We start from the raw sequence: 26,576 nt of genomic DNA on the forward strand, positions 1-26,576 counted from the left end.
CGCTGCTAGGGGCGCACGTACGCTACCTAGTTCTTGTCGAAGCGGCGGTCCTTCTTCTTACCCAGCGCGGTGTGGGCGTTGCGCAGTACTTCACGCACGCGCGGGGTGGGCAGAAGGTTGTTGTCACGTGCCCAGGAGTCGTCGATGCCCTGGCCGAACCACATGACCTCGACCTTACGCACGGATCCTGCGAACTTGTCATTCATCAGCTCGGAGACGGTGTAGCCCGCCTTGACGGCTGCGCGGCAGAGCCACTCGGGCAGGCGGTGCGGGTGGCGGCGACCAGCGTCCACGGATGCGGAGGCAACGGTTGCGCCTTCCCAGGGCTGCAGCACGATGGTGGGTAGCTCGCCGGGGAAGGTGCCGAGCATGACCACGAATTCTGCGAGGGCGTGCACGCTGGAAACCGGGGACTTGCCGGTGCCTGCACCCGCAACGGATGCGAAGGGGGAGGAGGCCATCTTGGCGAAGAGTTCGGTGGTGCGTCGGCCGCGGCCCTGCACGCTGGTTGCGCGAAGGATGCACAGTTCGGGTGCGCAGTCGGGGTGCTCTTCGAGGAAGTAGTCCTGCAGGTCGAGCAGCGCTTCTTCGCCGAGTGCTTTGGAGAAGGAGTAGGCGCTGAACGGGTTGGTCTCTTCGGAAGCATCTAGCACGAGGCGCGGGCCCTGCACAGCTGCGGAGGAGAGGTGGATGACGCGGCGCACGCCGGTGCGCTGCGCGGCGATGGCAATCACGGCGGGAAGCAGGGCGTTTGCGCCGACGAGCGGAGGTAGATCCTGCATATTGGGCGCTGCGAGGCCCGCAGCGTTGACGACGACCTGCGCGCCTGCGAAGGCTTCTGCGAGGGAGTCGATGATGCCTTCAAGCTGGTCTGCTTCGTCGATGATGCTGTCTACGTCGAGGGCTCGGGTTGCGAGTCGAGGTGCCTCAATGGGGTCGACGCTGATACCTTCTGCGTTTAGACGCGCGACGATGGAGGAACCAACGAAGCCGCTGGCGCCAATGACTTTCCACTTGGATTCGGACATCTCTTTTACCTCTCACGAGCCCGCGTACGTTGCGGGGAAAAATGGGGTCATTTCAACTTTCCCATATTTGAACAGTTTATGGGGAATTTGTGGGTTTTTATTCGGTCTCTGGTCGTTTTTTCGCACGGGGTGCACAGCGCAAACACAGGCTGTGAAGCTGGTAGCTTGATGGATACCCAAAACTGGGTGTGCGGGTGCGTCCGCTATGCGGATAAATCAACTGAATTCGGTTGTTTATTTGTCATAAAGTGCGTCTTTTGAGGTGATGGTTCACTCTCTAGTGGAGACCGCAGGTAGAATATTTTCTTTGAGTGATATATCCACACGGTTGAATACCGCGGGCGCGAGAAACACCATAAGCGCCCAGCTCGGTATGGGTATATCGCGTACCGGCTGATTCAGGCGCATCGCGCCACGGAGGGAGAACTTATGGCAGAAAAGTACAGCGACGTGACCGCTTTTGCCCAGCCTTCTTCCGATCAGTCTTCTTCTCACAATTCTTTGAATGAGTATCCCCGCACGGTTGCCGTGGTGGTGACTTATAACCGTGAGGACCTGCTGCCGAAGACCCTTGCTGGTATCGCTTCTGGTGAGCGTGTGCCTGCGGCGGTGGTGATTGTTGATAACGCCTCCACGGACGGTACTGCTGAGTATCTGCGTGCCCTGGACTACGAGCTACCGGTGGATTGCATCCGCCTGGAGAGCAATATGGGCGGTGCTGGCGGTTTCGCGGTGGGTATTGATCGCGCCCTGGAACGCCATAACCCGGATCTGGTGTGGGTTATGGATGATGACACCGAGCCGACCGAGAACACCCTGTCGGAGGCGGTTGCCGCCTGGCTGAACTATTCGCCGGTGCCTTCGCAGCGCCCCGCGGTGGTGGCCTCTCGCGTGGTGTGGACGAACGGCGAGGACCACCCGATGAACACTCCGCGCACGATGTTTGCGGCGGGTCAGCAGCGTTATGCTCGTGCGCAGGCGGTGGGTGCCCGTCCGATTCGTAGCGCCTCGTTCGTGTCGATTCTGATGGACGCGCAGGCTATTCGCCGTAATGGTGGTTTGCCGATTGCTGAGTTCTTCATTTGGAATGATGACTTCGAGTTTTCGACTCGTCTGATTCATCACCGTGACGGCATTGCGGTGCCTTCTTCGGTGGCTAAGCACCACACGAAGACTTTTGGTACGACGAACGCTGACCCGGGTCCGCGTTTCTATAACGATGTGCGCAATAAGCTGTGGGTCTTTACCCGTTCGCGTACTCTGAACCCGCTGGAGAAGCTGCTGTACGGTGGCTCGTCGGCGCGCCTGTGGATTTCTACTGTTCTGCGTACTGATGACCGCCGCACCTACCTGGGGTATTTCCTCGATGGTGTGCGTGATGGTTTGCGTGCGCCTCGCCCGAATGCTCAGGTGCTTGAGGGCATTTACCCGCTGACTTTCCCCGGCCGCTATGGCGTGCCTGCATCCGCTGAAAGCCGCGCTGATTCTGAGAAGGCGCGCGGTTGCGTGAGCTCTGTACCCGATTTCTCGGTGCTGATGAGCGTGTACGCGAAGGAGAACCCCGCCTATCTGGATCAGGCGTTGGAGTCGAATCTTCTGAACCAGACGGTGCGTCCTTCCGAGCTGGTTTTGGTGAAGGACGGTCCACTGACCCCCGAGCTGGATGCCGTGGTGGACCGCTGGGTTCAGCGCGCCGAGAATCTGGATTGCCCGCCGATTCAGGTGGTGGAGCTGGCTCAGAATGTTGGTTTGGCGGAGGCGCTGAACGCCGGTCTGCAGGCGTGCACCTATGAGCTGGTGGCTCGTGCTGATTCTGATGACCTGTCTGAGCCGACTCGTTTTGCGCGTCTGATTCCTGCCCTGGTGCAGGGCGGCTACACGGTGCTGGGCTCTGCCATGCTTGAGGTGAATGAGAGCAATACTGCGGTGGAGTCGACCCGTGAGGCGATTGTTGATTCTGAGCGTCTGCTGCGCGCGATGGATTCGCGCAACCCGATTTATCACCCGTCCGTGGCGTTCGTGAAGAGCGCCGTGCAGCAGCTGGGCGGTTACGAGTTCGTGCCCGGCGCTGAGGATTGGTGGCTGTGGATGCGTCTGCGCGATGCCGGCTACCGTCTGGGTAATATCCCCGAGGCTCTGGTGCGTTACCGCGTGGGTGCGGGCGCGTACACGAAGCGCGGGGGAGTGGATGCCTGGTTGCAGGATGTGGCGATTCAGCGTCGACTGTACACCGGTCACGGTATTTCTAAGCTTCAGTGGGCTCAGAATATGGCGGTGCGGAGTGTGTACCGTTTTGTTCCTGAGCGGGCGCGCCGTTCGGCGTTTCGTGCGTTGTCGTCTTTGACGGCTCGTGCTTCTTCTCGTTCTTCTGGTACCGCATCTGAAGGAGGCATGTAGTGGCTCAGTTGAAACCTCACGCTCATGTGGTGATGCGGAAGGCTGCTCAGCGCGGCACGATGGTGACGGAGGGTGACTCTGGCACGATGCTGGTGAACCGCCTGTATGAGCGTAAGCCGTGGTGGTTGATTGCGCAGGCGCTGATTGATTCGAGCGCCTGGGTTCTGTCGGTTTTGTTCGCCTATATGCTCCGCTATAGTGTGCTGCTCAGTAACGGCTCGGTGTTCGATATTATTCACCCGGCGTCGTTGACGATGACCGCTACTTTGGCTGTGGTGTTGCACCTGGTCATTGGTCTGGCGGGCGTGAAGATTTATAACGGCGTGTATTCGTACGGTTCATTTGACGAGTCCTGGCGTGCCGGCGCGGCTGCTTTGAGCGCGGGTGCGGCGTTGACTGCTTTCTCCTTTGTGGATGAGCTGCTGGGTCTGCCGCATATTCCGCATAGTGTGCCTGCGATTGCGGCGGCGTTTAGCCTCATTATGATGGCGGGCGCTCGCATGGCGAAGCGTGTGTACACTGAGCGCGGTGCTGTGCGTGAGCTGACCGGCGAGCCGGTGATTGTGTACGGTGCCGGCTTTATTGGCGGCATGGTCATGGATTCGATGCTGCACGATGAGGAGGCGAAGCTTCGCCCGGTTGCGGTCTTCGATGATGACCAGCTGAAGGCTGGTACGAAGTTCCACGGCATTTCGGTGATTACGACTTACCCTGAGCTGGAGCAGGTGATTCGTGAGTCGGGTACCCGTAAGATTCTGGTGACGATTTCGGATATGTCGGAGGACTACTTCGAGTCCTTCTGCAACCGCATGCGTAAGCTTAAGGTTGAGGTTCAGCGTATTAGTAGCGCGAATGCTCGCCTGATGGGTGAGCGTCTGATTACCGCGAGCGATAACGACCTGATGCGCGTGATTCGTGGCGAGATTAACTACGATATTGACCGCGATATTCTGCGTTCGTACCTGCACGGTAAGCGTGTGCTGGTCACCGGTGCGGGCGGTTCGATTGGTTCTGAGCTGTGCCGTCAGATTAGCGAGTTTGAGCCGGAGACCCTCATGATGCTTGATCATGATGAGACTCTGCTGATGGAGACGAAGGTTTCGATTACTCACGAGTCGAGCCTGGACGATGACCGCATCATCCTGGCTGATATCCGTGAGGGTGATAACCTGCTGGAGATTTTCCGGGACCGTCGCCCTGAGGTGGTGTTCCACGCCGCGGCTTTGAAGCATGTGTCGGCGCTGGAGGCGTACCCGCAGGAGGCGTGGAAGACGAACTCCCTGGGCACCCTCAACGTGCTGCGTGCCGCGGAGGCGGTGGGCGTGAAGACGTTCGTGAACGTTTCGACCGATAAGGCGGCGGATCCGAAGACTGCGCTGGGCCAGTCCAAGCGCGTGGCGGAGCGTCTGACCGCGTACTTTGGCGAGAAGACCGGCAACACCTACGTGTCGGTTCGTTTCGGTAACGTGTTTGGTTCGCGCGGTTCGATTAAGCCGCTCTTTACGAAGCAGATTCTTTCGGGTGGTCCGATTACCCTGACGGATAAGCGTGCGACCCGTTACTTCATGCTGATTACCGATGCCTGCCTGCTGGTGATGCTTGCCGGTGCGATTGGTCGCCCGGGCGAGGTCATGGTGCTGGATATGGGCCAGCCGGTCAAGATTCTGGACGTTGCGAAGGCGATGCGCCAGGCGTATGAGCGGTATGACGTAGAGATCAAGGAGATTGGTCTTCGCAAGGGTGAGAAGCTGGATGAGACTCTCTTCGGCGGTACCGAGAAGCTGGTGCCGAGCGAGGAGAACCGGTATATTTCCCGGTCGAGTGCCCCGGCACTTGACCCTGATGAGCTCGATTATGAGCGGTGGATTCAGAACTATCGGGAGCACAGCGGCTATGAGCGTCATGGCCTGGAGCGTGCCCCTGATCCGCGTACTTTGGCGGATGCGCAGACGTTCTAATCTTTACGGAAATGACACCGGATGCTGCACTTGCGTGGCGGGTGCGGTATCCGGTGTTTTCTCTTTCTCGGGTGTAGAACATATCAGGACGCAGAATATGCAGAGCGTATGGAGAGATTCTGTACCGTTTAGTCCCGGGCTACTGAAGAGTTCTATAGAATACGAAGTAAACACACACACTACGCACACATCGTCCCTCAGCCGCGATTCTGGAGTTTGCGTCCAGGGGAGCGGCGCCAATGCTTTGGAGCTGGTATGACCTCCTTTTCTGAGCTGTTGAGTATTTTTGCTCTTGCTTTTGTTTTGGGTGCCCTTTTGCCGTTTGCGGTGCGCCCGATTTTGCACCGCTACGACATGGTGGATGTTCCTAATGAGCGTTCTTCGCATACTGCTCCGACGTACCGCGGTATGGGGTTGGCGACTGCAGCCGCGACTCTTGTGGCGTTTGTGGTGGCTACCCTGTTCGGCTGGACGTACCGTTCTGCTGAGTCTTTGCAGCTGGCGGTGACGATTGCCGCAGCGATTCTGTGTGCTCTTGCCCTGGGCTGGCTTGAGGATATCCGCGGCGTGAGCATTGTGCGTCGTGCGGGCCTGCAGCTGGTCATTGGTCTTCTGGTAAGCGTGAGCTTTGCGACGGTACAGGGCACGAATATTCTGCTGCTGATCCTTGGCGCGATTTTTATTGCCGGCTACATTAACGTGGCGAATTTTATGGACGGTATTAACGGCATTTCTGGTGCTCACGGTCTGGTGGCTGGTTTGGCGTATGCGCTGACCGGTTGGATGGTGAACCTTCCGTGGCTGGCTTTGGCTGGTGTGGCTGTTGCCGGTGCTTTTGCGGCGTTCCTGCCGTGGAATGTGCGCCCTGGTAAGAACGTGTTTTTGGGCGATGCGGGTTCTTATGTTTTGGGCGCGGCGCTGGGCACGTTGGCTGTGGGCGCGTGGTTTGCGGATGTTCCGTTCCTGTTGGCTTTTGCTCCGCTGATGACGTATCTGGCGGACGCGGGTACGACTCTGTTCCGTCGTTTTATGGCGGGGGAGCAGTGGTACAAGCCGCACCGTACTCACACTTATCAGCGTCTGACGGATGTTGGTTTCAGCCACCTTGGTTCGACCGCCGTGGTGACCGGTACGACCATTCTGGTGTGGGTGCTGCTGGCGTTTGCCTCTGATTTGTTTGCTTCGGGCGCCGTGCTGGCGGCTGTTGGTGTGGTTCTTGTGGCTCTTGCCGTGCTGGTGGTGTACCTGCGTATGCCGCAGCTCTTTGGCGGTGAGGCACCTACTTCTGCGATTGACCTGTCGAAGCGCTTTGCGGCGGATTCGAAGGGTTCGGCGCCGAAGGCGAAGTCGGCAACTGCAGAGCCTGCTACCGGCTCTTTGACCTCGGCAACTGGTGTTCCTGCGACTCCTGAGAATGTGGAGCCGACCTCGCTGCATCCGGAGCCGATCATGCCGGATTCGGTGAAGGATCGTGCGGGTCAGCCTTCTTCTGCTTCCTCTTCTTCGACGCAGTCTAATCAGAATCGTGGGGAGAAACACTAATGGCTTCTGAGCAGCCTAAATCTCAGGCTCCTGCAGAGCCTCTCTGGAGGCGCGTGGTGGACGTTCTGTGGTATCCGCCGGCGGAGCGCAAGAAGCAGCAGAAACACCGCCGAGAGCGTGCTCAAGCAGGTTTGAAGGCCTCTTCTTTCGAGAGTCAAGAGCTTTCCTGGAAATTTTTGTTCTACAGGGTATCGGCTTACTCTCTGCTGGCTTGGTTGGGCGGTATGATGAGTGCGTACCTGTTTGCGGGCCCCGTGGGCGCGCTAGGAATAACATTGGGCTTTCTGATAATCTATATATGCTTCACTCTGGGCGTATTGGTTATGTTGGTTGCTCCCATTTTCGACTGGGGTGTACCCAAATCGCTGGTGGTGAGCTACCTCGTGAAGATTGCTCTGCTCGGTCTGGTATTGATGTTTGTGCCGTTCCCCGAGAATCTGAGGCACGGTTGGACTCTCGCAGGCGCATGTACCGGCGTGATTCTGTGGATTGTTATTGAAACAGTCAGCATCGCACGACTGAGAATTCTATACTTCGACACCGATCTGGAAGACCATGGTCGGTAACGCGATTGGTGTTTGAAAGGAAATACGTTTGGCCGAAGAGAAGAAGTGGTGGGACGGAGATAAAAAGCTCCGCACTACCGGAGAATTGGTGTCTGACGGAGGGCTCTCCGGTGCAGTCATGTCGATTCTCTATCTGATCATCGGTATAGCAGTGTGGGGCGGCATCGGTTACCTCGGTGACCTGGTCTTCTCCACCACCTGGCTGGTGTGGGTTGGTGTCTTGATTGGCGCTGTCGGAGGTTTGACCCTCGTCTTTACCTACATGACCAGGCAGAATAAAGACCGCTAGGTCATTGAACGCGGACCGCTAGGTCACACATTCATCCATGTAGTTAGCATGTCAGTCGCTTAGAGGCAGACATGGGCTCTTGATAGCCACTAGTAGCAAGAAAGGACTTGCTTTGATCGAGAACGGGTTGATCCTCGCGGAAGCCTATGTGCCGCCGACCCCCGAAGACATGCATCTGCCCCCCTTCTTCACCATTGGTGATTTCGCTTTCGGTAAGCAGAACGTACTGATTCTGCTGTCCGTGGTGATTATCGCGGTCTTCTTCCTCACCGCAGCACGTAAGCGCGCCATGGTTCCCGGCAAGACTCAGTTCATCGCTGAGTCTGGCTACATGTTTGCTCGTAACTCCCTCGGTAAGGAAACCCTGGGCGTACAGCACTACAAGCCTTTCGTGCCGATTCTGTTCGCCTCCTTCTTCTTCGTTCTGGTGAACAACCTCTACGGTTCGATTCCGTTTGTTCAGCTGCCCTCCTTCTCCCACCCCGGTAGCGCCTACGCACTGGCTGGCGTAGCGTACCTGACCTGGGTTGGCGTTGGTATCAAGCGCAAGGGCCTGGGCGGCTTCTTCAAGGACATCACCATGCCCTCGGGTCTGCCGGTGTGGATTTACCCCATCCTGATCCCGATCGAGTTCTTCTCGAACCTGCTGATTCGTCCCGCAACTCACGCGCTACGTCTCTTCGCGACCATGTTCGGTGGTCACCTGGCGCTGATGGTTGCATCCAGCATGGTGACCTACATGGTTGAGACCCTGGGTGGTATCGGCTACCTGGCTGCTATTGCTCCCGGTGCTCTGGGCCTGTTCCTGTACTTCCTGGAATTCATGATTCAGTGCATCCAGGCTTATGTGTTCGCTCTGCTGCTGGCTGTGTACCTGCAGGGCTCGGTTTCCGAGGGACACTAAACTCTCTAGTTTTTTAGGTTTTCGCGTTCGTCATTGGGCGTGAATAAAGCAACCCACACGTTCACTGTGCGGGCTATTAACTCAAATCAAACTCTGTTCGGTCCGGGTATGTTCCCGGTCGAACACTGTTGAAAGGAAAAATAATGGTTGGTTCCATCACTGCGGTTGGCTACGGTCTGGCAGCTATTGGCGGCGGCATCGGCGTGGGTCTGATCTTCGCGGCATACATGACCAGCGTTGCTCGTCAGCCCGAGTCCCAGAAGACCCTGCAGCCCATGCTGTTCCTGGGCTTCGCACTGGTCGAGGCGCTGGCAATTCTGGGCCTGGTTCTCGTCTTCATCAAGTAACCGGCTCTGCCACATCCTAAACGACCCATCCCATAGAACAGGATTCCCTCCATGATTTATCTGGCAAGCGAAGGGGGAGCGGAGGCAACTTCGAACCCCCTGATTCCCGACGTCGGGGAAATTGTCATTACCCTCATCGGATTCCTGATCCTCTACTACATCGTTGCTAAGTACGTTGTCCCGGCGTTCGAGAAGATCTACCAGGACCGTAAGGAAGCAATCGAAGGTGGCCTTGCCAAGGCCGAGAAGGCACAGGCAGAGGCTGCAGCGGCTCGCGATGAGTACACCCAGCAGCTCGAAAGCGCTCGACTGGAGGCTCAGAAGATTCGTGAAGAGGCACGCGCAGAGGGCGAGGCAATCATTGCCGATGCTCGCGAGCGTGCAACCGCTGAGGCTCAGCGCATTAGCGATAATGCAGCAAAGGCTATCGAGGCAGAGCGTGCGGCAGCAGCAGTGTCCCTCCGTTCCGAGGTTGGCACTCTTGCTACGACCCTTGCCGGCAAGATTGTGGGCGAAGCCCTCAACGATGATGAGCGATCGGCCCGTGTGGTAGATCGTTTTCTTGCTGACCTTGAAACCGAGAAGCAGAACGCAGGTGCGGCTCGGTAATGGCAGGAGTATCTACTGAATCACTGAGCAAGGTGGAAGAGGTGCTGGAAGCTCACGCTTCCCTGCAGCCCCTGAACCTGGCGAGCGAGCTTTTCGCTGTGGTTGATGTTCTCGACCACAACGGCACCCTGCGCCGTGCTGTCACCGATTCTTCGCGTGATGCAGCAGCACGTCAGGGTATCGCTAACACCGTCTTCGGCGGCAAGATCTCTTCTCAGGCTATGGCTGTGCTCACCAGTGCGGTGGCTCAGCGCTGGTCCGATGATGCTGATCTGGCGAATGCCCTGGAGCGTGCAGCAGTGCTCGCCGTGACCGCATCGGCTCAGTCTCGCGGTGGCGTGGATGCCCTGGACGAGGTGCTCAACGAACTACTCACCTTTGTGCGTACCGTTGATTCCAACGCTCAGGCGCAGGAAGCGCTGTCCGACCATCAGGCAAGCAAAGAAGCAAAGAAGAAGCTCGCCGTGGCGCTCGGTGGCCCCGCCACCACCGCCGAAGGTGTGCTTCTGCTCGAACGAGTTGGCTCCAACCCCCGCGGCCGTCACGCTGCACGGGTAGCCGATGAGTTCGCAGAAATCATCGTCACGCGACAGAACCGTTACATTGCGCGAGTAACTAGCGCGATTGCGCTGTCGCAGGCACAGCTTGAACGTCTCGGTCGCGCGCTCAACGCCGTGTACGGCCGTGAGCTGAAGCTCGACGTTTCGGTGGACCCCGCCGTTCTGGGCGGTCTGCGTGTTCAGGTGGGCGACGAGGTGATCGACGGTACCGTCGAGACCCGCATGTCCGACCTGACTCGTTCCATCGGCTAGCGGCTCAAGCTAGCGACGCTGAACCGTTCGTCGCAACGGTGATTTAGAAGATACCTCGGGTAGCGGGTGCGTGGCTGATGCCTCCTTCGCAGAAGCGGCGGCATTGCCCGCCCGTTCAACCCGAATTGCAAGTTTCGGTTGGTTCCGTTGACGGAACGCAACCACAATGAGAGAGCAGGGACACAAGATGGCCGAACTGACCATCAATGCCGAAGATGTCCGTAATGCGCTGAACGAGTTTGCAGCGTCTTACGAACCCGGCAATGCAGAACGTGTTGAGGTGGGTCGAGTTGTATCGGCCTCCGACGGTATCGCTCGTGTCGAGGGCCTTCCCTCGGTTATGGCGAATGAGCTGCTTCGTTTCGAAGACGGCACCCTCGGCCTCGCACAGAACCTGGATACCCGCAATATTGGTGTGATTGTCCTGGGTGACTTCACCGGTATTGAAGAGGGCCAGGTCGTACACCGCACCGGTGAGGTCCTCTCGGTGCCCGTTGGCGACGCGTACCTCGGTCGCGTTGTTGACCCCCTCGGTAACCCGATCGATGACCTGGGCCCCATTGAGGCTGAAGGCCGCCGCGCACTGGAGCTGCAGGCTCCCGGCGTGACCCAGCGTAAGTCGGTTCACGAGCCGCTGCAGACCGGTCTGAAGGCAATCGACTCGATGATTCCGATCGGTCGCGGTCAGCGTCAGCTGATCATTGGTGACCGCCAGACCGGTAAGACCGCTATCGCGATCGACACCATTCTGAACCAGAAGGACAACTGGGCTTCCGGTGACCCCAACAAGCAGGTTCGATGCATCTACGTGGCTGTTGGCCAGAAGGCATCCACCATTGCAGCTGTCCGCCACACCCTTGAGACTCGCGGCGCGCTGGAGTACACCACCATCGTGGCATCTCCCGCATCCGACGCAGCAGGCTTCAAGTACCTGGCACCCTACACCGGTTCGGCTATCGGCCAGCACTGGATGTACGGTGGCAAGCACGTCCTCATCATCTTCGACGACCTGTCGAAGCAGGCAGAAGCATACCGCGCTGTGTCCCTGCTGCTGCGCCGCCCGCCGGGACGTGAAGCATACCCCGGTGACGTCTTCTACCTGCACTCCCGCCTGCTGGAGCGTTGCGCTAAGCTCTCTGACGACCTGGGCGCAGGCTCGATGACCGGCTTCCCGATCATTGAGACCAAGGCAAACGACGTTTCCGCCTTCATTCCGACCAACGTCATCTCCATTACTGACGGCCAGATCTTCCTGCAGTCCGACCTGTTCAACGCTAACCAGCGTCCGGCAGTCGACGTCGGTATCTCCGTCTCCCGTGTTGGTGGTGCCGCACAGACCAAGGCTATGAAGAAGGTCTCCGGTACCCTGAAGCTGGAGCTGGCACAGTACCGTGCAATGGAAGCGTTCGCAATGTTCGCATCCGACCTGGACGACGCTACCAAGGCACAGCTGACCCGCGGTTCTCGCCTGACCGAGCTGCTGCGTCAGCCGCAGTACACCCCGTACGCAGTTGAAGAGCAGGTTGTCTCCATTTGGGCTGGTACCTCCGGTCACCTCGACGACATTGAGGTTTCCGACGTGCTGCGCTTCGAGGAAGGCTTCATCGAGTACCTGCGTCACAAGACCTCGGTACTGACCGATATCGCTTCCTCCGGCAAGCTTGAGGATGACACCGTTGCAGCTCTGAAGTCCGCAGTTACTGACTTCAAGCAGGGTTTCAAGTCTGAGGGCAGCAGCCACCTCGTCGACGCAGGTCACGAGGAGCACAAGGCAGCTCGCGATAGCGACATCACTCAGGAAACCATCGGTTAGCGATTAGTCCTCGCCTTCTCCCCGCCTCAGCTATGAGGCTGGGGCGGGGCAGAAAGCAAGGAGAAAGGAAGCTCTATGGGAGCCCAGATTAGGGTTTACCGACAGAAGATTGCTTCGACGTCGTCTATGAAGAAGATCTTCAAGGCGATGGAGATGATCGCGACCTCCCGCATTAACAAGGCTCGTAACGCTGCTCAGGCAGCCGGCCCTTACGCGAACGCTCTGACCCGCGTGGTGACTGCGGTTGCGACTCAGCACGGTATTAAGCACCCGCTGATTCACAAGCCGCACGAGTTCGGAACCTACGAACACCGTCGCTCCGCAATCCTGGTTGTTACCAGTGACCGCGGTCTGGCAGGTTCGTACTCCTCCGCTATCCTGCGTCGTACCGAATCTCTGATTGAGAGGCTGCGCTCTAACGGCCAGGAGGTACAGCTGTACCTGGTTGGCCGTAAGGCAAAGGCTTACTTCGAGTTCCGTGAGCGCCCCTACGCCCGTGCGTGGGAGGGGCACACCGATGCACCTCGTGTTGAAACTGCCGTCGAAATTCGTGACGCGCTGCTCGAAGCCTACGACCTGCCCTTCGAAGAGGGCGGCGTGGACGAACTGCACATCGTATACACCGAGTTCAAGTCGATGGTTGTTCAGGAACCCAAGATCCTGCGCCTGCTGCCCATCCACGTGGGTGACGCAAAGGCTATGGGCGAGGAAATCGTTCCCGACCAGGAACTGACCAAGGCTGAGTACGAGCAGGCGGCATCCTTCGAGTTCGAGCCCTCCGCCGAGGAAGTGCTCAACGCGCTGTTGCCGCGCTACATTGCATCGCGTATCTTCTCCTGCCTCCTGCAGGCAGCAGCAAGTGAGCTGGCATCCCGCCAGCGCGCGATGAAGACCGCAGGTGACAACGCTGAGACGCTGATTACCAAGTACACCCGTTTGATGAACAACGCACGTCAGGCGGAAATTACTCAGGAGCTCTCCGAAATCGTGGGCGGCGCAGACGCCCTCGGCTCCTAGTACTTGTACGCCAACGAAGCCATCAACTGTCCAAACTTTCTAAGTAAGTGAGAAATATGACTGCCACCTACAACGAATCGGTCTCCGCACCGACTCAGGGCGCAACGGGTCGTATTGCCCGCGTCATCGGCCCCGTGGTCGACGTCGAGTTCCCCGCCGGTCAGGTCCCCGAGATTTACAACGCTCTGACCACCGAGCTGACCCTCGACGGTCGCACCCGCACCATCACCTTCGAGACCGCACAGCACCTGGGCGACTCGATCGTTCGCGCTATCTCCCTGCAGCAGACTGACGGCCTGGTCCGCGGTCAGGCTGTAGTCGACACCGGCGCACCGATCTCCGTCCCCGTTGGTGACGGCGTGAAGGGCCACATCTTCAACGTTCTCGGTGACGCACTCGACGTGCCGAACTCCGAGATCAAGGCTGACACCTACTGGCCGATCCACCGTGCCGCTCCCGGCTTCGCAGAGCTGGAAGGCTCCACCGAAATGCTGGAGACTGGTATTAAGTCCATCGACCTTCTGACCCCCTACATCAAGGGCGGTAAGATTGGTCTGTTCGGTGGTGCAGGCGTGGGTAAGACCGTGCTGATCCAGGAAATGATTACCCGTGTGGCTCGTAACTTCGGTGGTACCTCCGTGTTCACCGGTGTTGGCGAGCGTACCCGTGAGGGTAACGACCTGTGGGTCGAAATGGAAGAAGCAGGCGTTCTGAAGGACACCGCTCTTGTGTTCGGCCAGATGGATGAGCCCCCGGGAACCCGTCTGCGCGTGGCACTGACCGGTCTGACCATGGCGGAGTACTTCCGCGATGTTCAGAACCAGGACGTGCTGCTGTTCATCGACAACATCTTCCGTTTCACTCAGGCAGGTTCTGAGGTTTCCACCCTGCTGGGCCGCATGCCCTCCGCAGTGGGTTACCAGCCGAACCTGGCGGACGAAATGGGTCTGCTGCAGGAGCGTATTACCTCCACCCGCGGTCACTCCATCACCTCCATGCAGGCAATTTACGTGCCTGCGGATGACTACACCGACCCGGCGCCGGCAACCACCTTCGCGCACCTGGATGCGACCACCGAGCTCTCTCGTGAAATCGCATCGCGCGGTCTGTACCCGGCAATTGACCCGCTGTCCTCCACCTCCCGAATTCTGGACGCACAGTACATCGGTCAGGAGCACTACGACACCGCAATTCGTGTGAAGGCTATTCTGCAGGAAAACAAGGAACTGCAGGACATCATCGCGATTCTGGGTGTGGACGAGCTCTCCGAGGAGCAGAAGATCGTCGTGGCACGTGCACGTCGTATCGAGCAGTTCCTCTCCCAGAACACCTACACTGCAAAGCAGTTCACCGGTGTCGAGGGTTCGACCGTTCCGCTGAAGGACACCATCGAGTCCTTCCAGATGATCTGCAACGGCGATGTCGACCACATCCCCGAGCAGGCGTTCTACAACATTGGTGGTATGGACGACGTTATGCGCCGCTACGAGGAAATCAAGGCACAGACTGGAGCTAAGTAATCATGGCTCTGAAAGTTGAAGTTGTTTCCCGCGAACGCGTCGTGTGGACTGGCGAAGCGAAGTACGTTCGTGCACGCTCCGTCAGCGGTGACCTCGGCATCCTGCCGGGCATGATCCCCACCTGCACGCTGCTGGCACAGGACGGCGAGCTGCTCATTGAACCCGTTGATGGTGAGCCCATTAAGACCATCCTCAACGCAGGTTTCTTGACCGTCTCGAACGATCACGTGACCATCGTTGCAAAGCACGCACAGATCTAAAGCTGGTTCCCCTCAGCGGGAATTAGCCACTGTGTACACCTCGCCGGTGTTCCACCCTGAAAGGGGAGGGGCACCGGCGATTGGTGTATCCGGGGGTAGATTGTTTACGCAGAACGAGAGTGTGCACAGAAAGAACGCGTGCGCCGAAAGAGCGCGGGCAGAAAGATGATGGGCTGAAAAGGGGCGCCTCCCATGGTCGGGAGGCGCCCCTCAAGCTATGTGCAGCTGCTTAGCCTAGAGCCGTTTAGAACAGACGGTCAGCTAGAACAGACGGTCAGCGGAGTCGTCCACGCCGCGCATCGCATCGTAGTCCAGGCTCACGCAGCGGATACCGCGGTCCTCAGCCAGGGTACGTGCCTGCGGCTTAATCGTCTGTGCCGCAAATACGCCGCGCACCGGTGCCAGCAGCGGGTCACGGTTGAGCAACTCCAGGTAACGGGTCAGCTGCTCCACACCGTCAATATCGCCCACACGCTTGAGCTCAACCGCCACGGAGACGCCGTGCGCATCCTTCGCCATGATGTCTACCGGACCGATAGCGGTCGGGTACTCGCGGCGCACCAGCGAATAGCCCTCACCGAGAGTGTGGATCTGCTCTGCGAGCAGACGCTGCAGATCAGCCTCCACACCGTCCTTGATGAGGCCGGGATCAACACCCAGGTCGGTGGCGTGCTCGTGCTCAATCTTGTAGATGCGAATCATGAGGCGGTCATCGCTCTTAGCTGCCTGAACGGTCCACAGCTGCTGAACATCGGACTCTAGGTCCTCACGGATGCTCTGCGGAACGTCCTCACGCTCAGCTACCAGCAGGGAGCAGGGAGGGCTCATCCAGTTCAGGGGCTTGTAGGAACCGCCGTCGGAGTGAATGAGGACGGAGCCGTCATTCTTGACCATCAGCAGGCGGGTAGCGCGGGGCAGGTGGGCGCGGAGGCGGCCCTCATAATCTACGGAGCATTCAGCAATGACAATACGCATCCGTCCACTCTAGCAGGTACGAGTGTTTGGCTCTAGCAGGTGAGGGTATGAGCTAGGGAACCTGAGCTTGGTACAGGTCGCGGACGGGGCACAGTAGGGAGCGCGGCACAGGGCGGGGGAGTACCGCCTCAGCATGAGTACCACGCCAGTATGAGGAAGAGCGTAGAGCGAACAGTGGCAGGGCTGGTAGATAGAGATAGCTGAGCAGCGCGGTAGAATAGGGCTCATGGCACGTAAGAATCATCCCGGCAGGCGAGCATCCGGCACCACCAGCGATAAGTGGCACCGCCAAGCACCCGCAGGGCGTGATATCAGCAGGATCCTCGACCCTGCACCCCGATTGGAACGTGACCGATACGGTGACTGGCTGGTGCAATACATTCCCGCCGTCAACGCCCAAAAAACCTACACCTGCCCCGAATGCTACCGCCCGATTCCGCCCAGAACAGCGCATCTGGTGGTGTGGCAAGAAAGCCACACGATGGGCCGTAGCCGCGCCATTGATGAGCGCAGGCACTGGCATCAGCATTGCTGGCGCATCCGCCGCAAATAGGCTGAAAACTGCACTTGAGGTGCAACCCAAGACCATATTTTCGAATCCATTTCTTGAAGGAACGCAATGAGCAACACCGCCGACATCACCCGCGAGCAGGAATTCGATCCCGCCCGCTACGTCTTCAGCACCGCCGCTGAGCCCACCCCCATTAAGGCACGTACTGTGCTTCCGGCACGCCGCGAGAACTTCACCGTTACCACTACGGACGGCAAGCGCCTCGTCGGTGAACTCGCCCTGCCCGAAGGTGAAGTCAAGGCAACCCTGGTGACCTTCCACCCGCTACCCACCCACGGCGGCTACATGGACTCGCACGTGTACAAGAAGGCGTCCTTCCGCCTGCCTGCGCTGTCAAACATTGCGGTGCTGCGTTTCAACACTCGCGGCACCTCCTCGATTCGCGGCACCAGCGAAGGCGTCTTTGACGGCGGCTTTGCCGAGAAGAAGGACTTCGACGCAATCCTGAAGTTCGTACGCGAGCGCGCCCTGCCGAACCCCTGGCTGGTCGGCTGGTCCTTCGGCACCGAGCTGGTGCTCAAGTACGCGCCCGAATACGCGAACGAGTTCACCGGCGCTATTCTGCTCTCCCCGCCGCTGCACCGTGTGCACCCGGCTGAGCTGGACGAGTGGAACAAAATCTCGAACCCGCTGTACGCGCTGGTGCCCGAGCACGACGACTACCTGCAGCCTCCGGCGGCGCGTGAGCGTTTCGCGGCTGTACCGCGCACTCGGGTGATTCCCTTTGAGGGGTGCAAGCACCTGTGGGTGGGCGAGAAGTCCGTGCAGCAGGTCCTGAACACTATTGTCAGCATCGTGACCGGTGTTCCCACCGAATTGCCCACCGAGTACAGCGGCCCGGTGGCAGAAGAAATCACTGAGCTCTAAAGGTTCGGCATAAAAACACGACATAAAAACGCTGCATAAAAATATCAAGGCGGCGGCTTTGGATAGAACATCCAAAGCCGCCGCCTTCGTATCTATACGCGATGCGTGCCTCGCGGGAAGAGTAGCGAGAGCGTAGAGAACCTAGAGGGGATTCTAGAGCTGGGAGGTGACTATAGCTGGTCCTGGCGAGGAATGAACACCTCACGCACCAGAATCAGCATGGAAGCCGCCGCCGGAATAGCAATCAGTGCGCCCAGCACGCCCCAGAGCGCGCCACCGGCAGCCACCGAAATAATCGCAACACCGGCAGGGACCGATACAGCACGAGCCATAATACGCGGAGAAATCAGGTACGCCTCCACCTGCAAGTACAGGAAGTACGCCACCGCAAACCACAACGCCAGGCTCCAGCCCTGGGTCAGCAGAATCAGCGAGGTCAAAATCAGCGCAATCACGCCACCAACCAGCGGAATGAACGCCAGAATCATGACGACCAAAGCCATCAACTGCGGGAAGCTGAAGCCCACAAACAGCATAATAAAGAACGCCACAAAAGCATTCAGAACAGCAACCAGAGCCTGACCCATCACGTAGTTACCCACCGACTCGGTAATCTTGTCGGTAATGTACTTGACGCGCACACGCTTAGACGCCGGCGCCAGGCGCACACCCCACGCCTTGATAGTGTCCATCGAGGTGAGGAAGTACAGGGACAGGAACAGCACAATAATCACGCCGGTCACGCTCTGCGCCAGGGTAGAACCCGCAGATACCAGGCTCGACATGAAGCTATTGACCTGCGAAGAGGAGAACGTTGTCTCCAAGAACTTCGGGATGTTCTCATTCACCCAGGTGCTGATATTAAAGCGCTGATCAAGCTCGTGGTACCAATCAGAATCAATCGTGTTCTGATAAATACCCGGCGCATACTGGATAAATTTAGAAGCCTGCTCGCTAATAACCGGGCCAATCGTCATGACCAGACCGGTCACGGCGCCAGCAAAACCAGCAAGCACAGCAATCACGCCGATACCGCGCTTAATGCCCCACGACTCCAGGCGGCGCACAATCGGATCCAGACCCAGAGCAATGAAAATAGCGCCGGTCACCCAACCCACCAGGGCACCCACATTATTGAAAATGTAGTAGGCGAAGAGCGCCAAACCCACGCCAACGGTCATGAGGAAACCAAACGCGACCGGGTTGTGCATCATGGAGGTCTTACCGTTGCCGACCACCTTCGGTGCGGGAGGCGCATCCTCAGAAGCGGCGGGAACCACCGGAATGGTATCCGTAGGAGGCATAGAAGCGCGGCGGCGGTTGGAACGCACCTGGCTAATGCTTTCGGTCAGCTCGCTGAAGGTCTCCGTTAGCTGATCGGTGAGGGATTCCTTCTTGCGCGTCTCGGGGGACGATGTCGTCTCTGCGGGAGCTTCTGAGGCTTTCTTCTCGCTCATGCTCTTCCTTTCCGAATCATTCCGGGTATTTTTTCTCTACTGTGCCATTCTACCGGCTGGTTTACTTTGTTACGGCGTCCACGGTGAATCCCAAGGACAGGGGAGTGCATGTGGGAGAGATATTTGCGGGACGGATCGGGCAATAGCCCAAACGCTATCCCCGGCATGAGCTCAGAGCGTAGGCGACAGAGAACGGGCGCTCGCAACGGTGCGTTGTGGGGATAATAGAGGAAGGAACGCGTGAAGGATTTAGCCCGCACGCAACAATAGGTACAGAACGTAAAGGAGCCCAGGATGAGCATTATTTTTGATCCGGCAGACCGCGGCGCATCCCAGAACGCGGCACAGGGTAACGTCGCGCAGGGTGGTGCAGCGCAGAACGGGGTAGCGCCGGAGATTCCCGCCTCCGTACGCAACGCCATGGAGCTGAACCCCAACGCAGCGGCACAGAATACTGCGGCAGCTGCCGGTGAGCAGACCCCCTCCGCTCCCACCTGGCGCTACGAGGTCAACACCCCCGAAGAGTTCCAGAAGTTCGTGCAGCTCTCCAGCCAGGGCGCCGTGATCTTTGCGCTCTACGCGCCGCACTCACCCTCCTCCCTGCAGATGCTCGAAGGCGTGCAGAAGCTCGTTGATTCCGCCGCAGGTAGCATGATTTGCGCCGCCGTGGACGTCACCAAGCTCCCCGAAGCTGCCCAGGCATTCGGCGTGAGCGGCGTGCCCGCGGGCGTTGCCGTTCTGGCGGGCCGCCCGGCACCGATTTACACCGGCCCGGTCAGCGCAGAAGACCTCGGCGATGTGCTCTCCCAGGTTCTGCAGCTCGCGGCACAGTACCAGCTGCCCGGCGGCTTCGACCCGGTCGTTCCCGACGACGAAAAGCCCCTGCCGCCCCTGCATGCCGAAGCCGTCGCCGCCCTCGACCGCGGCGACCTGGAAGGTGCCCGCGCCGCATACCGCAAGGCAATCACCGAGAACCCCGGCGATAAGGAAGCGAAGCTCGGCTTGGAACAGGTTGAACTGCTCGCCCGCGTGAAGGACCTGGACCTGGCAACCGAACGTGCGGCGGCCGCGGCAGACCCCATGAACATTGAGGCGGCATTCAACGTAGCCGACCTGGACCTGGTCGGCGGCCACGTGGAGGACGCGTACAACCGTCTGCTGCGCCTGTTCAGCGCGGTAGGTCCCGACGATAAGGCGCGCGTGCGCGAGCGCCTCGTGCAGCTCTTCGACGTGGTGGGTGCATCTGACCCGCGCACCGTCAAGGCGCGTGCGGCACTGACCATGGCGCTGTTCTAAAAACAGCTGTCACCCCGGAAACGTCATGAGCCGGTCTAGCTAGCTCTGGCTAATCTAGGCGGCTGAAACGTTGAATACGGACGGGCTATCGTCTACCCCCGCACTCGGCTGCGGGGTAGGCGGTAGCCCGTTCTGTTTTGCGGTTTTTGGCGGTTTTGAGGGTGGGGAGAGCTTATCGACTCAACCTGTCTGATAGCGCGGCTGGATGGTATCTATAGCACTCCGGAATGTCCATAATATGCGTTGTGAGTACTTAATAATGCAGGTTTCATCACCAAACCTGCTAGACCTCATGGGGGGGGGTGGTAGGGTGAAAATATGAACACTAGTCACTTTCCCCAGGACCCGAACCCGCAAGAACCAGGTTCACCGCAGAACCCGGTACAAGAGACCACAGTAGAGGCAAACCCCGCCGCGGTAGTACCTCAAGCTATAGTTCCCGCGTCGGTAGCACCGCAGCTACCCGTCACCCCGCAGGCCGCACCGACCGCTGGCGCCCGCCCCGCCATCGAAATCCGCGGCCTCACCAAGGCATTTGGTCAGAAGGTCGCCGTCGACCGCATCAACCTGGATATCCCCTCCGGATCCTTCTACGGGCTGGTCGGCCGCAATGGCGCCGGTAAGACCACCACCATCTCCATGGTCACCGGCATGCTCATGCCCAGCGAAGGCACCGCATACGTGCGAGGCATCGACATGTGGGCCGACCCGCTCAAGGCCAAAGCACACCTGGGTGTGCTGCCCGACGGCGTGCACCTCTTCGACAAGCTCACCGGCGAGCAGCTCATCACCTACTCCGGCTACCTGCACGGAATCGATAAGGAAACCGTCGCATCCCGCGTCAAGGACCTGCTCACCGCAATGGACCTGACCGACGCTGCGGGTCGTGCCGTCGCCGACTACTCCGCCGGTATGACCAAGAAGATTGCGCTCGCCGCCGCTCTCGTTCACGCGCCCTCCGTGCTGATCCTGGACGAGCCCTTTGAGGCGGTCGACCCGGTTTCCGCCGCTAATATTCAGGACATTCTGCGTGGCTTCGTTGCCTCCGGCGGAACTGTCATTATCTCCTCGCACGTGATGGACCTTGTCCAGCGCCTGTGCGACCACGTAGCCGTCATGGACTCCGGCCGTATTCTCGCCGCCGGAACCGTCGACGAAGTACGCGCCGGCGTGAGCCTTGAAGAACGATTTGTGCAGCTGGTCGGTGGCCGCACCTCCTCGGAAGGATTGTCATGGTTGGGCACCTCGTCTCACTAAAGTGGCAGTATGTGCTCGCTTCCTTCCGCCGAAGCATCTGGGCGCTCATCGGCCTGATTTTTGCGGCGCTTTATGCGGGCGGTATGCTCTTCGGCCTCGGCTCCGCATACGTTATCGCTAACTCGGAGGTACCCGAATACGGTCAGCTCGGCGCCCTCCTTGTAGGCACCGTTGTGGCGCTCGCCTGGGCTATCGTCCCTATCTTTTTCAGTGGCCTGGACGGCACCCTGGACGAGAGCCGATTCGTGCTCTTCCCCATCAAACCCTCCACCCTGCAGAAGGGCCAGTTCCTCGGCGGGTTCGTGGGTATCCCCGGTATCGCCAGCATCATTGCCGTGCTGCTGGGCGCTATCGCGTTTATATCGCAACCGCTCGCGCTGGTCGTGTACCTCATCTGCTGCGTGCTCGGCCTTGCGAACCTCATGGTGTGGGCGCGCCTCGCCAACCGCCTGGGCATGGCGCTGAACGATAACCCGCGCATCGCCAACACCCTGATGATCGTTGCCATGCTACTGATGATGAGCGCCGGCTTTATCTTCGGTGGAACGATAACCTACCTGACCAAGCACTGGGAAGAGGTGCTGCCCTACCTGCCGTGGCTCAGCGTGACGCCCTTCGGGTCGGCATTTGCGGTGCCCTACTTTATGGCGACCGGCAATATGGGCACCGCCCTTGGTTGCCTGGCTCTGACCCTCGTCTACCTGGCTGGCGGATGGTGGCTGTGGGGTAAGAACCTGGCACGCTCCATGGCGAATGTGGGCGGTAGCGCGCACCACGCGAGCGCAGCTGAAGTCGCCGCGGGTGATTTGGGTCTGTTGGCACGGTTCCCCGCAACCCCGCGTGGTGCCGTGGCGGCACGAACCCTGCACTCATTTCTGAAAGACAACCGTCTGCAGCTGCTGACCGCAAGCACCGCCATGCTTTACCTGATACTGACGGTGGCTATGCCCCTGTTCCTGAGCTCTGTAGGCTCCTTCGAAAGTCGGGCCAGTTTTAACGGCGTCAACGCGGCTGAAGCTAACCAGATCATCAATAGCGGCGTGATGCAGCTCTTCGGATTCTGGATGTACTTCTGCACCGTCTTCACCGGCTACTACATGTGCTACCTCGTCTCCTACGACAACACCGCATTCAGCCTGCACGTGCTCTCCCCGCTACGCGGTATTGACGATCGTCTCGGCCGTCTCTGGGGTTACAGCATCCTGATGGTTCCGATCGTGGTGGTGATGGTGTTCGTCGCCTCAGCGGCAAATGGACACCTGGAGCTTTTCCCCATCGTGCTGATGCACCAGCTGGGCGTGCTCGCCGCAGCGGCTGGTATGGGCAGCGTGATGGACACCTTCATTAGCCCGCCCGTGGCGCCTCCGGGTGCTAACCCGTTCAAGAACCCGAAGAACAATGAGGGCTTCGCTAATCAGTTGCTGCTCATGCTCACCGTAATTCTGGTGATGCTCAGCGCGCTACCCGGCGGTATCTCTGTTGTTGTGTACATTTTCGTGACCCAAGATCTACTAACCCTCGTCTACGGTGGCTTGATTCAGCTGCTGATTGGTGCCGCACTGCTCGTGGGCGGCGTGGCATGGGGCGGTCACCGCTACGACAAGGTCAGCTCCAAGATGCTGGAGCGTGTGGCACGCTTCCAGGCGAACTAACAAGAGTCGAAGCTCCAGCACATCAGGAATAAACGAGAGGGGTTCCGTGTTAGGTACTAAGCCTGGCACGGAACCCCTTTTCTGTGCCGCCCGAACTTCTAGCGGAAAGAAGCTCACCGCAATACCTAAGAGTCTATGGTTGAGCTGTGGCCTGCCTCCATATTGACCACCCGGGGGCTCAGCACCTCCCAACTGCTACTAAAATAGAGAAGGCGCCGATCACCCAACCGTGCAGCGGCACCCCTCACCCTATGTATCCCACCTCATCATCAAGGAGAAACATGAGCTCGATCGAAGGCATCGAAGACCCCTTTGGCCCCGGAACCGCAGGCGGTACCGCTCTGCTCGAACGCGAAGAAACCCAGCTTTCTGAGCCCGGCGACCACGAGCGCTTCTCCCACTACGTACGCAAGGAAAAGATCCTCGAATCGGCGCTGACCGGTGAACCCGTGCGCGCCCTCTGCGGCAAAATGTGGGTACCCGGCCGCGACCCGCAGAAGTTCCCCGTCTGCCCCCAGTGCAAGGAAATCTACGAAGGCCTCGCACCCGGCAACGACGGCGACAACGGCTCCGGCGAATAATACGCGCCAGGCGACACGCCTCAGACAACACAACCTGGGCGATACGCCTGAATAAATACGAATAAATAACACGCCGCAGCAGCAAGACTCAACGGCCCAACACCGCTCATGAGACTTTGCTGACGAGCACCAAATTCTTGCACCACAGCCCGGCCCAACCCGCGGATGTGGTGCTAGAATTTAACCTCGCTGTGCCCGGCGGGCATCAGCCGTCCCGAGCCTAACCCGCCGCAACAGCAGATGCAGACGAGGAAGAAGGAGAGAATGAGCGCACCCGCAGAGGAACCCACACTATTCGACAGTATGGTGAAGCCGAAGCTCTCCCCGGCATACCCCGACCGCGCCCCCTGGGGTACCTCCGTCAGCCTGCGCGCCTGGCAGGCAGAAGCCATGCAGAAGTACTTCGAAACCAACCCCCGCGACTTCATGGCAGTCGCAACCCCCGGCGCGGGTAAAACCACGTTTGCGCTGACCCTCGCCAAGGAACTATTCAACCGCGGCACGGTCCGCCAGCTCATCGTTGTGGCGCCGACCGACCACCTGAAAAAGCAGTGGGCAGATGCCGCCGCGAAGGTCGGTATTCCCATTGACCCGAACTTCAAGAACGCGGATGTGACCATCAGCCGCCACTACAAGGGCGTGGCGCTGACCTACGCGCAGGTGGCGAATAAGCCGCAGCTGCACGCCCGCAACACCGAGGAAACGAAAACCCTCGTGATTTTTGACGAGATTCACCACGCCGGTGATTCCCTTTCCTGGGGTGACGGCCTGCGTGAAGCGTTCGACGACGCGACCCGCCGCGTGGCGCTGACCGGTACCCCGTTCCGTTCGGACACCTCCCCGATTCCGTTCGTCACCTACGAGGTCGACAATGACGGTATCCGCCGCTCCAAGGCGGACTACTCCTACGGTTACGGCCCCGCGCTCAAGGACCACGTGGTGCGCCCGGTCATCTTCATGGCGTACTCGGGCCAGATGCGTTGGCGCACCTCCGCGGGCGAAGAAATGGCGGCAAACCTCGGCGAAGGCTTCACCAAGGACATCACCTCCCAGGCATGGCGCACCGCCCTGGACCCCAACGGCGAATGGATTCCGACCGTGCTCGCCGCCGCCGACAAGCGCCTGACCGAGGTGCGCCGCACCGTGCCCGACGCCGGCGCGCTCGTCATCGCCACCGACCACGCGGACGCCAAAGCCTACGCCGAACAGCTTCAGAAAATCACCGGCGAATATCCCACCGTGATTCTCTCTGACGACCGCGAAGCCTCCGCGAAAATCGACGAATTCCGCGAGGGCACGCAGCGCTGGATGGTCGCCGTGCGCATGGTGTCCGAAGGCGTGGATGTGCCCCGCCTCGCCGTGGGCGTGTACGCCACCAGCACCAGCACCCCGCTATTCTTCGCGCAGGCGATCGGCCGTTTCGTGCGTGCCCGCAAGCGCGGCGAAACCGCATCCGTGTTCCTGCCCTCGGTGCCGCAGCTGATGATGCTCGCCAACGACATGGAAGTAGAACGCGACCACGCCCTCGACCGTGGCACACCCCAGGAAATCGACCCTATGGTTGAAGGCCTGGACGATCACCTGCTCGAAGAAGCAAACCGCGAGGAGCGCGCCTCCGAGCAGCTGGCACGCGGCAAGTTCGAGGCGCTCGGCTCCGAGGCGTCCTTCCACGGTGTGCTGTTCGACGGCGCCGAGTTCGCCTCCGGCAACCTTGCCGTGGGCAGTGAGGAGGAGCAGGACTTCCTGGGTATTCCAGGCCTGCTGGATGCCGAACAGGTCGGTACGCTGTTGCGAGCGCATCAGCGTGAGCATGCGGCACGCCGCCCGGCGACTGCGGCACCTTCGGTGGTGGATCACCGCCAGTTGAAGGAGCTACGCAATAAGCTGGCGAAGAATGTGGCGGCGTGGTCGATTCGTTCGGGTCAGCCGCACGGCGTGATTCATAATGAGCTGCGTAAGATTTGTGGCGGCCCGGCGGTCGCGCAGGCTTCTGCTGAGCAGATTCAGGCGCGTATCGATAAGCTATCGGACTGGTTCGTGGGCCGACGCTAGAACGTGAATAGAACATAGGGGAAAGCCCCGCGAGTGTGTGCGCTCGCGGGGCTTCTTGCGTATGTAGGGTAGCTGTAGTTCTTTGAGTGATTTTTACCTGAAGGTTTTCTCAGGTGCTTAAAAGCACATGCGCGGAAAAATAAGGCGACTAGATGGTGGGAATGTGTGGTTCTTGGAAAGTAGATGTTGGTTTTTGTTTCCTAATTTGAGAAAAACATCGTCTGAAGGTTGTTTATGGGAGGTGTGCCAGAGGGATTTAAGGGTGGAATATGTGTGAATAAAAGTTCAAGCATTGGTTGAATAACGCAGGTCAAAGTGGGTTTATGGAAGATTGTGTGCGTTTTTCGCTTGAAAAACTCATACGGGGGGGGGGGTATGCTTTCTCCAAGTGTTGGGTTTCCCTGTGCTTTTGAAGCTGACCTATGTGTTTTTGATCTTCTGGGCGTGCAGGGGCTGACGCTTGTATAGAAACATCATGCATTCACTCTCCTCTGCACGCTATCTTCACTTTTGTGTGTGCGTTTGCCCTGCGTGGATTTATCGGCCGCGTTCTTGGTGAGAGTGAGTGCCCAAGATATCACTCTCGAAGGACATACATGTCTACTAACATTTCTCGCCGCAAGGTTGTTGCTGGCGCAGCATGGGCTGCTCCGGTTGTTGCAGCATCCGCTGCAGTTCCCGCTTTCGCATCTTCTACTGAGTGCGCGTACGCATCTGCTCCCAAGTTCAACATCTCTGGCCAGCCTTCCGGCGCTAAGAACACTCAGAAGTTCACCGTTCCCGCTAAGGTTGACAAGATTCGCTTC

The 26,576-nt window shown here is 59.1% G+C and carries 23 protein-coding genes and 1 pseudogene; 21 read left to right on the forward strand and 3 right to left on the reverse strand.

The features are described 5' to 3' along the window. Nucleotides 1–26: 26 nt before the first annotated feature. A complete protein-coding gene (locus HMPREF2765_RS05660) occupies nucleotides 27–1,028 on the reverse strand; it encodes an NAD-dependent epimerase/dehydratase family protein (protein ID WP_049347493.1) in 1,002 nt (333 codons plus the stop codon). Between the two features lie 429 nt (nucleotides 1,029–1,457). Between HMPREF2765_RS05660 and HMPREF2765_RS05665 the strand changes: the two genes are divergently transcribed. The 13 genes from HMPREF2765_RS05665 to HMPREF2765_RS05725 all read left to right on the forward strand — a co-directional run bounded on the left by HMPREF2765_RS05665 (nucleotide 1,458) and on the right by HMPREF2765_RS05725 (nucleotide 15,062). Then, nucleotides 1,458–3,425, forward strand: coding sequence for a glycosyltransferase family 2 protein (locus HMPREF2765_RS05665; protein WP_070604629.1), 1,968 nt, complete (start codon nucleotides 1,458–1,460; stop codon nucleotides 3,423–3,425). After that, nucleotides 3,425–5,383: a polysaccharide biosynthesis protein gene (locus tag HMPREF2765_RS05670; RefSeq protein ID WP_070604631.1), complete on the forward strand. Its 1,959-nt coding sequence runs from the start codon at nucleotides 3,425–3,427 to the stop codon at nucleotides 5,381–5,383. The genes HMPREF2765_RS05665 and HMPREF2765_RS05670 overlap by 1 nt, the downstream gene beginning before the upstream one ends. 255 nt (nucleotides 5,384–5,638) lie before the next feature. Further along, nucleotides 5,639–6,925, forward strand: a complete 1,287-nt coding sequence (locus HMPREF2765_RS05675) for an MraY family glycosyltransferase (protein ID WP_070604633.1) — start codon at nucleotides 5,639–5,641, stop codon at nucleotides 6,923–6,925. Further along, nucleotides 6,925–7,491, forward strand: coding sequence for a hypothetical protein (locus HMPREF2765_RS05680; RefSeq protein WP_053088846.1), 567 nt, complete (start codon nucleotides 6,925–6,927; stop codon nucleotides 7,489–7,491). The genes HMPREF2765_RS05675 and HMPREF2765_RS05680 overlap by 1 nt, the downstream gene beginning before the upstream one ends. Before the next feature lie 28 nt (nucleotides 7,492–7,519). Continuing rightward, nucleotides 7,520–7,780 carry a hypothetical protein gene (locus HMPREF2765_RS05685; protein ID WP_049340660.1) on the forward strand — a complete coding sequence of 87 codons (261 nt, stop codon included), beginning with the start codon at nucleotides 7,520–7,522 and terminating at the stop codon, nucleotides 7,778–7,780. Between the two features lie 112 nt (nucleotides 7,781–7,892). Beyond that, nucleotides 7,893–8,684, forward strand: coding sequence for a F0F1 ATP synthase subunit A (gene atpB, locus HMPREF2765_RS05690; RefSeq protein ID WP_049340658.1), 792 nt, complete (start codon nucleotides 7,893–7,895; stop codon nucleotides 8,682–8,684). A 143-nt stretch (nucleotides 8,685–8,827) separates the two neighbouring features. After that, the gene (atpE, locus tag HMPREF2765_RS05695) at nucleotides 8,828–9,031 is read left to right on the forward strand and encodes an ATP synthase F0 subunit C (RefSeq protein WP_005506461.1); all 204 of its coding nucleotides are present in this window, start codon (nucleotides 8,828–8,830) and stop codon (nucleotides 9,029–9,031) included. A 51-nt stretch (nucleotides 9,032–9,082) separates the two neighbouring features. Beyond that, nucleotides 9,083–9,640, forward strand: a complete 558-nt coding sequence (locus tag HMPREF2765_RS05700; RefSeq protein ID WP_049326923.1) for a F0F1 ATP synthase subunit B — start codon at nucleotides 9,083–9,085, stop codon at nucleotides 9,638–9,640. Further along, on the forward strand, nucleotides 9,640–10,452 hold the full coding sequence (locus tag HMPREF2765_RS05705) for a F0F1 ATP synthase subunit delta (RefSeq protein WP_005506459.1): 813 nt from the start codon (nucleotides 9,640–9,642) through the stop codon (nucleotides 10,450–10,452). The genes HMPREF2765_RS05700 and HMPREF2765_RS05705 overlap by 1 nt, the downstream gene beginning before the upstream one ends. A gap of 187 nt (nucleotides 10,453–10,639) precedes the next feature. After that, a complete protein-coding gene (gene atpA, locus HMPREF2765_RS05710; protein ID WP_049340655.1) occupies nucleotides 10,640–12,265 on the forward strand; it encodes a F0F1 ATP synthase subunit alpha in 1,626 nt (541 codons plus the stop codon). A gap of 75 nt (nucleotides 12,266–12,340) precedes the next feature. Next, the gene (locus HMPREF2765_RS05715) at nucleotides 12,341–13,282 is read left to right on the forward strand and encodes a F0F1 ATP synthase subunit gamma (RefSeq protein ID WP_049340654.1); all 942 of its coding nucleotides are present in this window, start codon (nucleotides 12,341–12,343) and stop codon (nucleotides 13,280–13,282) included. Nucleotides 13,283–13,338: 56 nt separating this feature from the next. Next, nucleotides 13,339–14,802 (forward strand): F0F1 ATP synthase subunit beta, encoded by a 1,464-nt coding sequence (gene atpD / locus HMPREF2765_RS05720; protein WP_005507810.1) that lies wholly within the window; start codon nucleotides 13,339–13,341, stop codon nucleotides 14,800–14,802. Between the two features lie 2 nt (nucleotides 14,803–14,804). After that, entirely contained in the window at nucleotides 14,805–15,062 is a 258-nt protein-coding gene (locus HMPREF2765_RS05725) for a F0F1 ATP synthase subunit delta/epsilon (RefSeq protein WP_049340652.1), read from the forward strand. Nucleotides 15,063–15,323: 261 nt separating this feature from the next. Here the strand turns inward: HMPREF2765_RS05725 and nucS are convergent, their stop codons facing one another. Next, nucleotides 15,324–16,037 (reverse strand): endonuclease NucS, encoded by a 714-nt coding sequence (gene nucS, locus HMPREF2765_RS05730; protein ID WP_005506450.1) that lies wholly within the window; start codon nucleotides 16,035–16,037, stop codon nucleotides 15,324–15,326. Between the two features lie 226 nt (nucleotides 16,038–16,263). Between nucS and HMPREF2765_RS09095 the strand changes: the two genes are divergently transcribed. Together HMPREF2765_RS09095 and HMPREF2765_RS05735 are read left to right on the forward strand one after the other, a co-directional pair. Next, nucleotides 16,264–16,590, forward strand: coding sequence for an ATP/GTP-binding protein (locus HMPREF2765_RS09095; protein ID WP_083303621.1), 327 nt, complete (start codon nucleotides 16,264–16,266; stop codon nucleotides 16,588–16,590). Between the two features lie 66 nt (nucleotides 16,591–16,656). Then, the gene (locus tag HMPREF2765_RS05735; RefSeq protein WP_070604635.1) at nucleotides 16,657–17,475 is read left to right on the forward strand and encodes an alpha/beta hydrolase; all 819 of its coding nucleotides are present in this window, start codon (nucleotides 16,657–16,659) and stop codon (nucleotides 17,473–17,475) included. A gap of 170 nt (nucleotides 17,476–17,645) precedes the next feature. On the opposite strand, the gene HMPREF2765_RS05740 is transcribed toward HMPREF2765_RS05735, so the two are convergent. Then, the gene (locus HMPREF2765_RS05740) at nucleotides 17,646–18,932 is read right to left on the reverse strand and encodes an AI-2E family transporter (protein WP_070604637.1); all 1,287 of its coding nucleotides are present in this window, start codon (nucleotides 18,930–18,932) and stop codon (nucleotides 17,646–17,648) included. Between the two features lie 294 nt (nucleotides 18,933–19,226). Here HMPREF2765_RS05740 and HMPREF2765_RS05745 point away from each other — a divergent pair, with 294 nt between their 5' ends. From HMPREF2765_RS05745 to HMPREF2765_RS05770, 6 genes and pseudogenes are all read left to right on the forward strand, one after another. Beyond that, nucleotides 19,227–20,228 (forward strand): tetratricopeptide repeat protein, encoded by a 1,002-nt coding sequence (locus HMPREF2765_RS05745; RefSeq protein WP_070604639.1) that lies wholly within the window; start codon nucleotides 19,227–19,229, stop codon nucleotides 20,226–20,228. 318 nt (nucleotides 20,229–20,546) lie between these two features. Next, the gene (locus tag HMPREF2765_RS05750) at nucleotides 20,547–21,485 is read left to right on the forward strand and encodes an ABC transporter ATP-binding protein (RefSeq protein WP_070604641.1); all 939 of its coding nucleotides are present in this window, start codon (nucleotides 20,547–20,549) and stop codon (nucleotides 21,483–21,485) included. Continuing rightward, on the forward strand, nucleotides 21,461–23,137 hold the full coding sequence (locus HMPREF2765_RS05755; RefSeq protein WP_070604643.1) for a transporter: 1,677 nt from the start codon (nucleotides 21,461–21,463) through the stop codon (nucleotides 23,135–23,137). Before HMPREF2765_RS05750 ends, HMPREF2765_RS05755 begins: the two co-directional genes overlap by 25 nt. Nucleotides 23,138–23,418: 281 nt before the next feature. Beyond that, the gene (locus HMPREF2765_RS05760; RefSeq protein ID WP_005506434.1) at nucleotides 23,419–23,718 is read left to right on the forward strand and encodes a DUF3039 domain-containing protein; all 300 of its coding nucleotides are present in this window, start codon (nucleotides 23,419–23,421) and stop codon (nucleotides 23,716–23,718) included. Nucleotides 23,719–23,982: 264 nt separating this feature from the next. Next, nucleotides 23,983–25,770, forward strand: a complete 1,788-nt coding sequence (locus HMPREF2765_RS05765) for a DEAD/DEAH box helicase (RefSeq protein ID WP_070604645.1) — start codon at nucleotides 23,983–23,985, stop codon at nucleotides 25,768–25,770. A 596-nt stretch (nucleotides 25,771–26,366) separates the two neighbouring features. Continuing rightward, a pseudogene (locus HMPREF2765_RS05770) lies at nucleotides 26,367–26,576 on the forward strand (transcriptional initiation protein Tat); the annotation flags it as partial.

The sequence above is a fragment of the Rothia sp. HMSC062H08 genome (genome assembly GCF_001810775.1).
GTDB lineage: Bacteria > Actinomycetota > Actinomycetes > Actinomycetales > Micrococcaceae > Rothia.

Excerpts from the sequence above, each read along its gene's own strand:
- HMPREF2765_RS05745 (WP_070604639.1), top strand. The coding sequence starts at position 19,227 with ATGAGCATTATTTTTGATCCGGCAGACCGCGGCGCATCCCAGAACGCG.
- HMPREF2765_RS05665 (WP_070604629.1), top strand. The coding sequence starts at position 1,458 with ATGGCAGAAAAGTACAGCGACGTGACCGCTTTTGCCCAGCCTTCTTCC.
- HMPREF2765_RS09095 (WP_083303621.1), top strand. The coding sequence starts at position 16,264 with ATGGCACGTAAGAATCATCCCGGCAGGCGAGCATCCGGCACCACCAGC.
- HMPREF2765_RS05705 (WP_005506459.1), top strand. The coding sequence starts at position 9,640 with ATGGCAGGAGTATCTACTGAATCACTGAGCAAGGTGGAAGAGGTGCTG.
- HMPREF2765_RS05750 (WP_070604641.1), top strand. The coding sequence starts at position 20,547 with ATGAACACTAGTCACTTTCCCCAGGACCCGAACCCGCAAGAACCAGGT.
- HMPREF2765_RS05725 (WP_049340652.1), top strand. The coding sequence starts at position 14,805 with ATGGCTCTGAAAGTTGAAGTTGTTTCCCGCGAACGCGTCGTGTGGACT.
- HMPREF2765_RS05675 (WP_070604633.1), top strand. The coding sequence starts at position 5,639 with ATGACCTCCTTTTCTGAGCTGTTGAGTATTTTTGCTCTTGCTTTTGTT.
- HMPREF2765_RS05735 (WP_070604635.1), top strand. The coding sequence starts at position 16,657 with ATGAGCAACACCGCCGACATCACCCGCGAGCAGGAATTCGATCCCGCC.
- nucS (WP_005506450.1), bottom strand. The coding sequence starts at position 16,037 with ATGCGTATTGTCATTGCTGAATGCTCCGTAGATTATGAGGGCCGCCTC.
- HMPREF2765_RS05715 (WP_049340654.1), top strand. The coding sequence starts at position 12,341 with ATGGGAGCCCAGATTAGGGTTTACCGACAGAAGATTGCTTCGACGTCG.
- HMPREF2765_RS05740 (WP_070604637.1), bottom strand. The coding sequence starts at position 18,932 with ATGAGCGAGAAGAAAGCCTCAGAAGCTCCCGCAGAGACGACATCGTCC.
- atpA (WP_049340655.1), top strand. The coding sequence starts at position 10,640 with ATGGCCGAACTGACCATCAATGCCGAAGATGTCCGTAATGCGCTGAAC.
- atpD (WP_005507810.1), top strand. The coding sequence starts at position 13,339 with ATGACTGCCACCTACAACGAATCGGTCTCCGCACCGACTCAGGGCGCA.
- HMPREF2765_RS05700 (WP_049326923.1), top strand. The coding sequence starts at position 9,083 with ATGATTTATCTGGCAAGCGAAGGGGGAGCGGAGGCAACTTCGAACCCC.
- HMPREF2765_RS05660 (WP_049347493.1), bottom strand. The coding sequence starts at position 1,028 with ATGTCCGAATCCAAGTGGAAAGTCATTGGCGCCAGCGGCTTCGTTGGT.
- atpE (WP_005506461.1), top strand. The coding sequence starts at position 8,828 with ATGGTTGGTTCCATCACTGCGGTTGGCTACGGTCTGGCAGCTATTGGC.
- HMPREF2765_RS05760 (WP_005506434.1), top strand. The coding sequence starts at position 23,419 with ATGAGCTCGATCGAAGGCATCGAAGACCCCTTTGGCCCCGGAACCGCA.
- HMPREF2765_RS05755 (WP_070604643.1), top strand. The coding sequence starts at position 21,461 with ATGGTTGGGCACCTCGTCTCACTAAAGTGGCAGTATGTGCTCGCTTCC.
- HMPREF2765_RS05680 (WP_053088846.1), top strand. The coding sequence starts at position 6,925 with ATGGCTTCTGAGCAGCCTAAATCTCAGGCTCCTGCAGAGCCTCTCTGG.
- HMPREF2765_RS05765 (WP_070604645.1), top strand. The coding sequence starts at position 23,983 with ATGAGCGCACCCGCAGAGGAACCCACACTATTCGACAGTATGGTGAAG.